The sequence below is a fragment of the Ruegeria sp. BE9 genome, from assembly GCF_056538765.1.
This window is the reverse complement of the sequence record NZ_JBQFTS010000001.1, coordinates 170,658-183,319: the sequence shown is the minus strand read 5'-3', so window position 1 is coordinate 183,319 and position 12,662 is coordinate 170,658. Positions and strand designations below refer to the sequence as shown.

Sequence of the window (12,662 nt, the reverse complement as noted above, 5' to 3'; positions counted from 1 at the left end):
AAATTAATGCGGTTTGCCCGCATACAAGCTGCGCGCGAAAACAGATGCACGCAAGCGAATGCTAGCGCGCAGTCAGGGGAGTGTCACGCCCCTGAGCCGAAAATGCTGAAAATTGGCGCAGTTACGCGCGACCCTTGAGATGTTTGGCCAAGGCACCAGCGTTTTTCTTGCGCCGTCCTTTATAAGGGTTCTTGTCTCCCTGGCCGCGCAACGTTAGGCGGATAGGAGTTCCCGGCATGTCGAAATCCTCGCGCAGACCATTGACCAGATAGCGTTTGTAGCTGTCTGGCATCTTATCCGGGTGCGAGCACATGACTACAAACCCGGGGGGGCGGGTCTTGGCCTGTGTCATATAGCGCAGCTTGATCCGACGACCTTGTGGGGCTGGCGGCGGGTGCTGCTCCAACATTGCGGTTAGCCAACGGTTCAGTGCTGCGGTGGGGACGCGACGGTTCCAGACGTCATGCGCACGCAGGATCGCGGCACGCAGACGCTCCAGGCCGCGGCCGGTCTTAGCCGATACGGTAATCAGTGGAGCGCCACGCAATTGCGGCAACAGGCGTTCGAAAGACTCTTTGAGGTCGCGCAGTTTTTCCTGCTTGTCCTCTTCGATGTCCCACTTGTTGATGGCAACGACAACGGCACGACCCTCGCGTTCTGCCAAATCTGCAATACGCAGGTCCTGTTGTTCAAACGGGATTGCTGCGTCCAACAGCACCACCACGACCTCGGCAAACTTCACGGCGCGCAGGCCATCCGAAACCGATAGCTTCTCCAGTTTCTCCTGAACTTTGGCCTTTTTACGCATCCCGGCGGTGTCAAAAATCCGCATCGGAGTGCTTTCACCATCCGGGTCGGCCCAATCAATCCGCAGGCTGATCGCATCGCGGGTGATACCGGCTTCGGGGCCGGTCAACAGGCGATCCTCACCAATGATCTTGTTGATCAGAGTGGATTTACCAGCGTTCGGACGCCCAACAACCGCGACCTGCAGCGGTTTTGCCGCAGTGATCAGTGGGGTTTCCCCTTCGCCGTCCTCATCCAACTCGATATCAGTTTCCGGCGCATCGTCCTCGGCTTTTTCGGCCGCAGCATCTGCCAAAGGCATCAGTTGAGCATAGAGGTCTGTCATGCCTTCACCATGCTCACCCGACAGCCGAACAGGCTCGCCCAAGCCCAAGTTATAGGCCTCAAGCACACCCGCATCGGCAGCGCTTCCCTCTGCCTTGTTGGCGGCGAGGATCACGTGCTTGGAACGCTTACGCAGGATTTCAGCGAACATCTCATCGGTAGGTGTCAGACCTACGCGTGCATCGATCATGAACAGGCACACATCAGCCATGTCCACAGCACGTTCAGTCAGGCGACGCATACGCCCCTGAAGGCTGTCATCCGTCGCATCTTCCAAACCAGCCGTGTCGATAACGGTAAAGCGCAGATCACCCAGACGCCCTTCGCCTTCGCGCAGGTCGCGCGTTACGCCCGGCTGATCGTCGACCAAAGCCAGACGTTTGCCCACAAGGCGGTTGAACAGTGTGGATTTGCCCACGTTGGGGCGCCCCACGATGGCGAGGGTCAGCGACATGATACTCAACTTTCAAGACTCAGACGCGCCCTTTAGCGCATCTTTTCGTCAACGGAAAGCGTGCAGTTCACCTTTGGACGATACGACATACAGCGTTTGGCCAGCTACAACCGGCGCTGTAGTGGCTCCGCCGGGTACTTCGACACGATGCACAAGCGTGCCATCCACCGGGTTAAAGAACCGCAGATATCCGTCATTCGAAGCGACAACGATACGTCCACCTGCAAGGATTGGACCGTAATGAGCGACGATGGGGCCGCGCCGGTTCGGCTTGTCTTTCACAAAGCCCGGCAAGTCCTGCGCCCATACGATAGAGCCGTCCGCAGTACTCAGGCGGACCAGCTGACTACGGTCGCTGATCAGAAAAATACTATTGCCCGCGGGCCAAACCGTATCAACCGCACCTTCATCGGCTGTCCACTTCCGCTCACCCGAGCTTACCTCGAACGCGACTGTTCGGCCCGAGTGGTTGCCAATGTAGATCGTGTCTCCGACGACCATGGGCCCACCTGTCACATCCACAATCTGAGCAGCCGCGCGTCCACGACGCCCACCGGCCACCGAGGCGCTCCAACGACGGATACCGCCGCGCCGGAAAGTTGCGGTTATGTCGCCCGACCCGAATGCGAAAACAGCAAACTCAGATGCGATCACTGGTGCCGGAGCACCCAGAACGTTCCCCACGCTCGGCGTACCTTGGATCTGCCACGCGATCCGGCCGTCCTTGGTATCAACAGTCCATCCCGTTTCATCGCCAGCGACCAGATACAGTAATCCGTCGCTCACCAACGGAGATCCACTGCCGGTCGCATTCAAGCGTTTTTGCCATTTGATGGCGCCAGATTTCGCATCAAGTGCAGTCAACCGCCCGAAACCAGACGAGACATAAAGAACACCGTTGGCATAAGCCATGCCGCCGCCCGTCGCATCAGCTTCACCGTCAGTGGCAGGGATCAGCTTAGTGTTCCAGGCCACCTGCCCTTGCGGAGTTACGGCTGATACGGTTGCCCCGGAGTCCAGGGTGTAGATCAACCCTCCGGCCACAACAGGTTCTGCCGTGATCCGTTGCTTGCGGGAATCCCCTTTGCCGATAGACGTCGACCAAATCCGTTGAGGTGTAGTCCGTAGCGCGGCATTCGTGGTCCGGAATGCCGAAGTTCCCGGGCTTTGCGACCAACTGCTGTTGGCTTTTTGCGCCGGTAGGCTGATCGGCTTGGAACCACGGGTCTCGACAGTTTCCAAGTCCGACGCCGGGCGAATATCTTCGCGTGCACCCGGAAGAATAACTTCGGGTTCTTCACAGGCGGCCAAAACAGTCAATGAGGCGGCCGCAACCGACAATCCAATGCGGGAGAAAAGACTTGTCACCATGATGCTCCGAACTCGCCTGTCATTATTTACGCCGCCGTATCAGCCCTGCTGGGCAACCAGCGGTTCCGGTTCGCCACCAAGGGCCACGATCAACTGCGCAGCGCGTTGTTGAAGGTCTACGCCAATTTCGGCGTCTTGGCGCATCGCCTGCAACCGTGTGATAGCGGCGTCAACATTGCCCTCAGACACTTCAATCAAAGCCAGCTGTTCTTCGGCGAGCAGCCGCAAAGGCGCACCCGGCGCGGCCAGGGCTTCAAACTGTTGACGACGATCTGCCACCGGCAGCGTATCAGTTTGCAGAAGTAAAGCCTTAAATGTCGCGATAGCACGGTAGATTTCCGGCAACTCGCCTTGAACGGCAATGGCATTGAGGCTGTCCACCGCGTCCTGCCTGGACCCAGCCTCGATCTGCGACGAGGAAAGCAGCATGTTCAGAACGGCATCCCCACCGGGTGTAGCCGCCTCAACCCCTGCCAAAGCTGCGGCACGTTCGGCCGAGTCATTCTGAGCCAGCGCGCCAAGGATATCATCACCGAGTTCCTCGGCCTGCGAGGTGGCGCGCGATTTGCGAATTTCGTTGAACGCGGCACCGCCGACAATCAGGACTACGGCCAATACGCCGACCCAACCCCAACGCCGAAGCAAAAGGAACAAACGATCGCGGCGGACCTCTTCGGTCACCTCTTCAATGAAACTGTCGACGTCGCTCATCCCTGCTCCCCAGGCTTAGTCCTGCTGTATAGCGCCATGTCATAACCCGGCGACTTTGCCAAGCCAAGGGTCCGAATTCGCCCAGTAAGACCTTGGCACGCTGCCCTTGCGAAAAAAAGTGAACCGAACTATTCAGTTTAGCGTAGAAAAGGCGAACGTCTGACCCCATTTTTAGACTTACAAGTCGTAGGACAATCGACAAAAATTCTGGGAGAAATTCTGTATGCGATTGATTTCATTCGTAAATGCGATTCTAGTTATAGTCGTTTTGTTCTTCTTGGTTTTTGAGCGCGATGCGCTGTTCGCCTTTGCAGGCCGCGGCGACACAACCGAAGATACCGCTTCGGGTGCCGAGTCTGCAGATCAAAATTCGGGGGATCAAACCCTGATCGGCGTAGTTGCCCTTAGGTCAATCGCGCGTGAAATTGACAACGCTGTTCTCCTGCGCGGTCAGACGAGAGCCAATCGCCAGGTCGAAGTACTGGCCGAGACGACCTCGACAGTGATCTCTGAACCGAAGCGGAAAGGGACATTTGTAGAGGCAGGCGACCTGTTGTGCGAACTGGATCCCGGCACCCGCCCTGCGAGCCTTGCCGAAGCAATGGCCGGCAAACTTGAGGCCGAGAGCCGAGTGCCCGAAGCTGAAGCTCGATTGGAAGAGGCACATGCTCTTGTCGCCGAAGCGGAAATCAATCTAACCGCTGCGAATAAGCTGTCAGAGACAGGCTTCGGCTCGGAAACCCGCAGAATCTCGAGCGAGGCGGCAATGCGTTCCGCTGAAGCGGGAGTAAAGACCGCCGAGGCTGGGCTGGAAGCCACGCGGGCAGGCATCGAAGCCGCCACAGCCGAAGTCAAAGCCGCCCAGCGCGAGATCGAACGCCAAACCATCGAAGCGCCTTTCAAAGGTCTGCTGGAAAGTGACACAGCCGAGTTGGGCAGCTTGATGCAGCCCGGATCACTGTGCGCTACTGTCATTCAATTGGATCCAATGAAGCTGGTCGGATTTGTACCCGAAGCCGAGGTAAACCGGATTATTGTTGGATCGGAGGCATCGGCGCAACTGATCACGGGCCTTGAGGTTACAGGGCGTGTCACTTTCCTCAGCCGCTCGGCGGATGAAACTACTCGGACATTCGAAGTTGAGATCACGGTGCCAAATCCTGACCTCGCCATTCGTGATGGTCAGACCGCCAACATCCGCATCGCAGCAGAAGGTGCCAAGGCACACCTGTTGCCACAATCCGCCCTGACCTTGAACAATGAAGGGCAAGTGGGCGTTCGTACTGTTGGTGCGGGCAATGTTGTCGACTTCAAGCCGATTCGCCTGTTGCGCGACACAGCTAATGGCGTTTGGGTCAACGGATTGCCAGAAACGTCTGACGTCATCGTTGTCGGACAAGAGTTTGTGACAGAGGGAGTAACCGTTGCGCCCACATATCGGGAAGCTGATCAATGATAAGTATTGTCAGCTGGGCCGCCAGTCGGGCCCGTATGGTTTTGGCGTTTATTGCGATCTCGCTCGTCGTTGGGGGGGTTGCCTATGTTGGCTTGCCCAAGGAGGGTGAGCCCGACATCGAAATTCCCGCCCTTTTCGTATCAGTTCAGTTTCCGGGCATCTCTGCCGAAGATTCCGAGAACCTGCTGATCAAACCGATGGAAACAGAGCTTGCGGATCTAGATGGTCTCAAAGAGATGACCGCCACCGCTGCCGAAGGCTATGCGGGCATTGCTCTTGAATTTGATTTTGGCTGGGATAAAACCGCGATCATGGCGGATGTCCGCGACGCCATGAACAGTGCTCAGGCTGATTTCCCCGAGGGAGCAGAGCAGTACTCGCTGTTCGAGATTAACTTCTCGGAATTCCCGATTGTCATCGTCAACCTGACCGGGGCTGTCCCGGAACGCACAATGGCGCGGATTGCCAAAGACTTGCAGGACGATCTGGAAGCTTTGGATTCAGTGCTTGAAGCCGGTATCGCGGGCAATCGCGATGAGATGCTTGAAGTCATTATCGATCCGCTGCGGCTTGAGGCCTACAACGTCTCGGCTGATGAACTGATCAGCGTTGTTCAGAACAACAACCAATTGATCGCCGCAGGCGAGGTCGATACCGCGCAAGGCACGTTCTCGGTTAAAATCCCATCGTCGTTCAAGACCGCCGAGGATGTCTATAGCCTTCCCGTAAAGGTCAACGGTGATCGCGTGGTCACCATGGGTGAGTTGGCCCAGATCAACTACACCTTCGAAGACCGCGAAGGTACAGCCCGTTTCGACAACGAATCCACCGTGGCGTTGCAAGTGGTCAAACGTAAGGGTTTTAACCTGATCGACACCGTGGCTGACGTCAAAGCAACTCTTGCCACAGCACAGGTAAAGTGGCCCGCCGAACTGCGCGCCGCCGTCGATGTCGGAACCTCGAACGACCAAAGCCGTATAGTCGCTTCGATGGTGCGCCAGCTGGAGGGCTCGGTTCTGACCGCCATCGCTCTGGTGATGATCGTGGTTCTGGCGTCACTGGGCACACGCGCAGCATTGCTGGTGGGTTTCGCCATTCCAACCTCGTTTCTTCTGAGCTTTGCGTTTCTCGCGATCATGGGTGTCAGCATCTCGAACATGGTGATGTTCGGGCTGATCCTGGCCGTTGGGATGCTGGTCGATGGGGCGATCGTAGTGGTCGAATACGCCGACAAACGCATCAACGAAGGCATCGGCCCGATGCACGCCTATGTCGAGGCCGCCCAGCGGATGTTCTGGCCCATCGTGTCCTCGACCGCGACGACGCTCTGTGCCTTCCTGCCGATGCTGTTCTGGCCCGGTGTGCCCGGCGAATTCATGAAGATGCTGCCGATCACGCTGATCTTTGTGCTTTCCTCGTCGCTGATCGTCGCGCTGATTTACTTGCCTGTCGTGGGCGGCGTGTCCGGTCGCCTCAGCCGCATATTTGACCGCACGTCCAATTGGCTACGCGGAGTGGCCCCCTGGTGGGTTCGTGCGGTGCTGGTGCCGCCGTCGCTATACATGATCTTCCTCGGCGCGATGCAGATGCTGAACCCCGGCTATTTGTTGCCCGATGGCAGTGCTGGCGGCGTGGTATTCGGCGCCCTGCTATTCATAGCAGGCGGCTTTGCCGGGTCAGTTACATTGAGCGCGGCAAAAATCGAACGCCACCGAGAAGAGCACGTCCACACGGCCCGTGAGCACAGTCCCTTTGGGTATCTGATCAAATTCTTGGTTGGCAACCCAATCATGCCCGTGGTTTCGATTGCTATTGTCGCCTTCAGCGTCATGTCCGTGATGGGCTATTACGGCGCGAACAACCGTGGCGTTGAATTCTTTGTGGAGACAGAACCAGAGCAAGCAACCGCCTATGTGCGGGCTCGGGGAAATCTGTCACTGCAGGAAAAAGACGCAATGGTGATGGCTGCTGAGGAAGTGATCAGTGCCCACCCTGCCGTTACCAATGTGTTCGCGTTTGCCGGTGAAGGCGGGTTGAACCAGAATAACGGCGGTGCCGAAGCCCCAGCCGACACCGTGGGCCGTGTACAGTTTGAGATCACCCCTTGGGAGGATCGCCCCAACGTATCCGAACCGGCGTTTTTTGGCTTGTTCGACCGCCAGATAATCGACCCTGAATATGACGGTGACTACGTTCTGGACGAGCTGGCCGCGGAACTTTCAAAGCTGCCCGGCTTCGTTGTCGAGCTTCTGCCGCTGGAGCAGGGCCCGGCCTCGGCCAAACCAGTCCATCTGCGTATCAAAGGTGACGGATGGGCGGAACTGACCGAAGCGACCGAAGCAGCGCGGGCCGTCTTTGACGAAACACCCGGTTTGATCAAGATCGAAGACACCATGCCTTTGCCCGGCATCGACTGGCAAATCGACGTAGACGTTGCCAAAGCAGGTCGCTTTGGTGCGGACGTCGCTACTGTTGGTGCAATGGTACAGTTGGTCACGCGCGGTATCTTACTGGGCGAGATGCGCCCCGATACGACCGACGAAGAGGTCGAGATACGCGTGCGTTTGCCCGAGGATGACAGGGTGCTGTCCACACTGGACACGCTAAAAGTCCGCACACCTGACGGTCTGGTACCGCTGTCTAACTTTGTCACCCGCCAGCCTGTGGCCAAATTGGCCGAGATCAACAGGATCGACCAGCAGCGCTACTATGATGTGAAGGCCGATGTAGAGCCGAACCTATCGAAAGTGGTAGTTGATGGGGCGGACGGAGCAGAGCAGCGTCTGGCAGTTGTACGCGCAGTTGAAGACGGTGCTGAAGCAAATGGAACAACCGTCACCAACCAGGATGGAACAGTTTATGAGCTGTTCCAACTGACAGGCGCCGAGACCGTAGATGACCTGCGTGCCACCATCGAAAGCGGCGACGCACGTTTTGCTCTGGTCAACCCTAACGAACGGATCGAGATTCTGACCGAATGGCTGAACACCGACCCCTTCCCTAACACTATCAGTTGGGAATGGACCGGCGACCAGGAAGATCAGGCTGAATCCGGGGCGTTTCTGATGCAGGCGTTCTTGGGTGCGTTGGGTTTGATGTTCGTAATCCTGTTGGCGCAGTTCAACTCGCTCTACAACTCAGTACTGGTGTTGCTGGCGGTGGTCTTGTCTACCACTGGGGTTCTGATTGGGATGATCATCATGCAGCAACCCTTCTCGATCATTATGACCGGGACGGGCATCGTGGCGCTAGCCGGGATCGTGGTGAACAACAACATCGTTCTGATCGACACTTATCAGGAATACAGCCGCTATATGCCGCGTATCGAAGCGATCATTCGGACGGCCGAAGCACGTATCCGCCCGGTTCTGCTGACAACGTTGACTACGATGGCCGGCCTGACACCGATGATGTTTGGTCTTTCGCTGGACTTTATCAACGGCGGGTATTCAATCGACAGCCCGACGGCACTGTGGTGGAAGCAGTTGGCAACGGCTGTTGTATTCGGATTGGGTACGGCCACCTTCCTTACCCTGATCGTGACACCTTCGCTGTTGGCGCTGCGTGTTTGGATTTCCACTTATACGGTATGGATCGGTAAGCTTCTTGCGCGCGCCACGGCCGGACGCTCCAGCCAGGTTGCACAGGACATGGCGATCGGCAAGGCAGCGCGTCAGGCACAAGCAACTGAGGTTATCTGGAACGACGGTGCACCCGCAGTTCAGGCAGCGTCCGAAGAGAGTACCAGCCCCCCTGACCGACCATCAGGTACGCCGTTAAAGGCTGCGGAATAACGAAATGGCGAGCTCTAGAGCTCGCCATTTTTTGTTTGAGATTTAGTCGTCAAAGTCGGGTTTGCTTAACTCAAACAGATGCACACATCAGTGCTCTGAAGCGGAACTATCAGATCATCCACTTCGTCGGGTCACGGCCATGCTTCAATTCGATAGACGCGTCCAAGTTTGATGACCGCAAACAACGTGTTCACACCCGCGCACGGTTAGAGAGTTACCACTTAGTGTCATCTGCGGAACGACATCAACATCGACCATTGGAATCCAAAAGTCGCCACCGCCGTACTTTCCGCCGCCTTCACTGGCGACATCCCAAAAGAGCTTCTTACCAATATTTGGGGTTTTCACCTGCTTGCCCGATGCGTCGTAAGCGGACTCAATCTCACCGCAGAATTTCCCTCCGCAGTCCGAAATTTTGATGTGTGAGATGAGGTTCTTTCGATCGGGCTCGGTTTTCCATACGCCCACGATGGGATCTGCTGCGGCGAGCGCAGGAGCCATGACAAACGCAGCTACGATTACGGCTTTCAGCACGGGTTTACGCATTAGCTCTCCTCACACAAGGTCGAGACATCATATCACAATTCTGGTCGAAGCCCCGTGGCAGTTTAGGCGGCTTGTGAGTCCGATTGCTGACGGTTCCAAAGCTGGGCATAGCGCCCTGCCCGTTTCAGCAGCTCATCATGCGTTCCCTGCTCTAAAATCTCACCCTGCTCCAACACAACGATAAGATCCGCCTCAGCAATCGTGCTAAGCCGGTGCGCAATGGTCAGAACCGTTCGTCCCTCACCCGCCCGTGCCAGAGCGTCCTTGATGTCCTGTTCAGTATCAGTGTCCAACGCTGAGGTCGCTTCGTCCAAGAGTAGGATTGGCGGGTTCTTTAGCAGCGTGCGCGCGATGCCAACGCGTTGTTTTTCTCCACCTGACAGCTTCAGACCACGCTCACCGACCTTGGTGTCGTAGCCCTCGGGCAAGGTGACAATAAAGTCGTGAATTTGAGCAGCCTTTGCGGCGGCTTCGACATCGTCCTGACTGGCGCCATCGCGGCCATAAGCGATGTTGTAACGGATCGTATCGTTGAACAGCACCGTGTCCTGAGGCACCACACCAATTGCCGAGTGAAGGCTGGTTTGCGTAACGTCGCGCACATCTTGCCCGTCGATCTTTAGCGCCCCACCCGTCACATCGTAGAACCGAAACAACAACCGCCCTATGGTGGACTTACCAGACCCTGTCGCCCCCACGATTGCCACGGTCTGGCCCGCAGGAACTGTCAGGGAAACGCCCTTTAGGATTTCGCGGTCCGGCTCATATCCAAAATGGACATTCTCCAACGTGACCTGACCACCGTTTACCTGCAGATCGGCTGCGCCGGGCTTGTCGGTCACCTCGGCCGGCTGTTCCAGCAAGTCGAACATCTGCCCCATATCTACAAGTGACTGTCTGATCTCGCGGTACACCGTGCCAAGAAAATTCAATGGCACCGTAATCTGGATCATGTACGCATTGACCATCACGAAATCGCCAACGGTCAGAGAGCCATTCTGAACGCCGACAGCAGCCAGAACCATCACCCCAATCAGGCCGCATGTGATCAGAAAAGACTGCCCGAAATTCAAAAAAGCCAGCGAATAGGCTGTTTTCAGCGCAGCGCCAGCATAAGCCTTCATGGACACATCGTAACGTTCTGCTTCGCGCCGCTCGGCATTGAAGTACTTTACGGTTTCAAAATTCAACAGGCTGTCGATTGCGCGCTGGTTGGCCTCGGTATCCTGATCGTTCATCTCGCGGCGCAGCTTTACCCGCCATTCTGTCACCGCAAAGGTAAACCAGATGTACAAAGCGATCGTCACGGCAACGACGACCAGATACCAGACATCAAACAACCACATCAGAATGATCGCGACCAAGAGAAGCTCGAGGATCAGCGGTCCGATTGAAAACAACAGAAACCGCAGCAGGAACTCTACCCCCTTCACACCGCGCTCGATAATCCGACTAAGACCACCTGTTCGCCGGGTCACGTGGTATCGCATCGAAAGCTGATGGATGTGCTGAAACGTCTCAAGCGCAAGTGCGCGCAGCGCACGTTGGCCGACTGGTGCAAAAGCCGCATCACGTAATTGCTGAAAACCCACGGTCATCATCCGAGCGACACCGTAGGCAACAGTCAGCCCGACTGCGCCCAACGCCAGCGGCGGCACGCCTTCACCCGCCAAACTGTCGACCGCACCTTTGTACAGGATCGGCGTGTAAACAGCGATTAGTTTGGCCAGCACCAACATGCCCAAGGCCAAAACCACGCGGCGTTTTACCCAAGGCTCATCATCGGGCCATAGGTAAGGGGCAACCCTGCGGATCGTGCGCCAGCCAGAGCGGCGTTCGTCGGTTTGGGGCATATCTTCAGAATGCATCGGGGCTGATCGTCTCATCACGTACCTGAACTGCGGTCAGAGATAGTGCTCAGCCCCCGAAAGGGCCAGAGGCAGCGGCTTATTCCGGAATAGTAAATATCTGACCGGGATATATCAGGTCAGGGTCTCGAATGGCATCCCGATTGGCGTCGAACAGTTTCACGTACAGAACACCATCGCCAAAACGCTCGCGCGAAATCGCCCAGAGTGTATCGCCCTCTTGAACAGTGACTGATCGGATTGGCGGCGCATCTGGTTCCTCTCCCGAGGCTTCTGCAACGCTCAACACCTCGACAGGTTCACGCTTGAACGGAGTCTCCAGGCGACTGACCACGGTTCCGTCGGCAGAAACCTCATCCACGCGCAGTGTGTATACACCAGGGTCGATACCTTCCAGCTCACTTCGCCACTTGCCACCGTCGGCGGGTGTCAGGTCGTCCACGAGGCGATTGTCTAGGTACAAGCGAACAACCGATCCGTCCGGAACCCGACCCGTCAGTTCGACGTCACCTGCATCCGAATACCCAATCGTGTCCAGCGCAACCTGCTCTGGTGCCTGGCTCTGAGCGGTTGGGGGCTGCACAAGCTCGACACCGTCCTCACCCGAGCGCAAAATTGCGACCTGCTGGTCTTGGCCCTCGTCCGTGATGGTTTCGGTTGTGTCTTCTGCAACCTGTTCAACCTCTTCAACTGCCTCATCCGCAGGCGGCTCGGCCGCGGTCGTCTCCACGGGTGCATTCTCGGCGGTTTCAGCTTGTGAAAGCGCCTCGTCCTGAGGTTCAGGAGCGGGCAAAGCCGCGATAACATAGTCATCCGAGCGCAATGGCTGATCACCACCGGCCTCCAGCGTCAGACCACGCGCCGATTCTGAGAATGGGATCGAAACGAATTCCGCAAACTGGCCACTGGAATCCACGGTAAAGCTGTGCACCTGCTCTCCGTCCAGCAATACGCGAACGTCGGCACCAGGTTCAGCATTTCCCGAAAGCACGGCATTGCCATCGGGTTCGACAAAGATTTGATCCAAGATCGGAGCTGTCGGTTCGGCAGGCACATCCGCCGTTTCCACTTCCTCGGTTTCTGGCGCCACTTCCGGTTCTTCTACCTCAAGTGTATCAGCTGTCGCGGATTCCACTTCGGCTGGTGCCGTTTGCACAGCAACATCCGTTTGCGGCGCGCTGTTTTGCGGCTCGTCCTCCAGAATTCCAGACAGGTACAAACCACCTGCCCCGGCCACAACTACAATACCGGCGATCACCCCCCAGGTGAGCGTGCCAGAACTTCCGCTTCCCGACTCAGCGTTCATTCGCTTCCTTTCACTCCGCAGTGCA

The 12,662-nt window shown here is 56.9% G+C and carries 8 protein-coding genes; 2 read left to right on the top strand and 6 right to left on the bottom strand.

Features of this window, described 5'->3' with window-relative positions; all coding sequences use genetic code 11:
• Positions 1-121: 121 nt before the first annotated feature.
• Genes der through ACR0EO_RS00850 form a run of 3 tightly spaced genes read right to left on the bottom strand, consistent with a single transcriptional unit; the run spans position 122 to position 3,667 of the window.
• Positions 122-1,585 (bottom strand): ribosome biogenesis GTPase Der, encoded by a 1,464-nt coding sequence (der, locus tag ACR0EO_RS00860; RefSeq protein WP_480686504.1) that lies wholly within the window; start codon positions 1,583-1,585, stop codon positions 122-124.
• 48 nt (positions 1,586-1,633) lie between these two features.
• The gene (locus tag ACR0EO_RS00855) at positions 1,634-2,956 is read right to left on the bottom strand and encodes a PQQ-like beta-propeller repeat protein (protein WP_480686503.1); all 1,323 of its coding nucleotides are present in this window, start codon (positions 2,954-2,956) and stop codon (positions 1,634-1,636) included.
• A gap of 39 nt (positions 2,957-2,995) precedes the next feature.
• Positions 2,996-3,667: a hypothetical protein gene (locus ACR0EO_RS00850; RefSeq protein WP_480686502.1), complete on the bottom strand. Its 672-nt coding sequence runs from the start codon at positions 3,665-3,667 to the stop codon at positions 2,996-2,998.
• A 223-nt stretch (positions 3,668-3,890) separates the two neighbouring features.
• On the opposite strand from ACR0EO_RS00850, the gene ACR0EO_RS00845 reads away from it, so the two are divergent.
• Together ACR0EO_RS00845 and ACR0EO_RS00840 are read left to right on the top strand one after the other, a co-directional pair.
• Positions 3,891-5,123 carry an efflux RND transporter periplasmic adaptor subunit gene (locus ACR0EO_RS00845; RefSeq protein WP_480686501.1) on the top strand — a complete coding sequence of 411 codons (1,233 nt, stop codon included), beginning with the start codon at positions 3,891-3,893 and terminating at the stop codon, positions 5,121-5,123.
• Entirely contained in the window at positions 5,120-8,917 is a 3,798-nt protein-coding gene (locus ACR0EO_RS00840; RefSeq protein ID WP_480686500.1) for an efflux RND transporter permease subunit, read from the top strand. Before ACR0EO_RS00845 ends, ACR0EO_RS00840 begins: the two co-directional genes overlap by 4 nt.
• A 144-nt stretch (positions 8,918-9,061) precedes the next feature.
• On the opposite strand, the gene ACR0EO_RS00835 is transcribed toward ACR0EO_RS00840, so the two are convergent.
• The 3 genes from ACR0EO_RS00835 to ACR0EO_RS00825 form a co-directional block, all read right to left on the bottom strand.
• Positions 9,062-9,463, bottom strand: coding sequence for a DUF2147 domain-containing protein (locus ACR0EO_RS00835; protein ID WP_480686499.1), 402 nt, complete (start codon positions 9,461-9,463; stop codon positions 9,062-9,064).
• A gap of 62 nt (positions 9,464-9,525) precedes the next feature.
• Entirely contained in the window at positions 9,526-11,331 is a 1,806-nt protein-coding gene (locus ACR0EO_RS00830; RefSeq protein ID WP_480686498.1) for an ABCB family ABC transporter ATP-binding protein/permease, read from the bottom strand.
• 79 nt (positions 11,332-11,410) lie between these two features.
• Positions 11,411-12,637, bottom strand: coding sequence for a LysM peptidoglycan-binding domain-containing protein (locus tag ACR0EO_RS00825; RefSeq protein ID WP_480686497.1), 1,227 nt, complete (start codon positions 12,635-12,637; stop codon positions 11,411-11,413).
• Between the last annotated feature and the right edge of the window lie 25 nt (positions 12,638-12,662).

Bases quoted from the DNA above. Each gene is read 5' to 3' on its own strand.
- der (WP_480686504.1), bottom strand. From the start codon at position 1,585: ATGTCGCTGACCCTCGCCATCGTGGGGCGCCCCAACGTGGGCAAATCC.
- ACR0EO_RS00855 (WP_480686503.1), bottom strand. From the start codon at position 2,956: ATGGTGACAAGTCTTTTCTCCCGCATTGGATTGTCGGTTGCGGCCGCC.
- ACR0EO_RS00850 (WP_480686502.1), bottom strand. From the start codon at position 3,667: ATGAGCGACGTCGACAGTTTCATTGAAGAGGTGACCGAAGAGGTCCGC.
- ACR0EO_RS00845 (WP_480686501.1), top strand. From the start codon at position 3,891: ATGCGATTGATTTCATTCGTAAATGCGATTCTAGTTATAGTCGTTTTG.
- ACR0EO_RS00840 (WP_480686500.1), top strand. From the start codon at position 5,120: ATGATAAGTATTGTCAGCTGGGCCGCCAGTCGGGCCCGTATGGTTTTG.
- ACR0EO_RS00835 (WP_480686499.1), bottom strand. From the start codon at position 9,463: ATGCGTAAACCCGTGCTGAAAGCCGTAATCGTAGCTGCGTTTGTCATG.
- ACR0EO_RS00830 (WP_480686498.1), bottom strand. From the start codon at position 11,331: ATGCATTCTGAAGATATGCCCCAAACCGACGAACGCCGCTCTGGCTGG.
- ACR0EO_RS00825 (WP_480686497.1), bottom strand. From the start codon at position 12,637: ATGAACGCTGAGTCGGGAAGCGGAAGTTCTGGCACGCTCACCTGGGGG.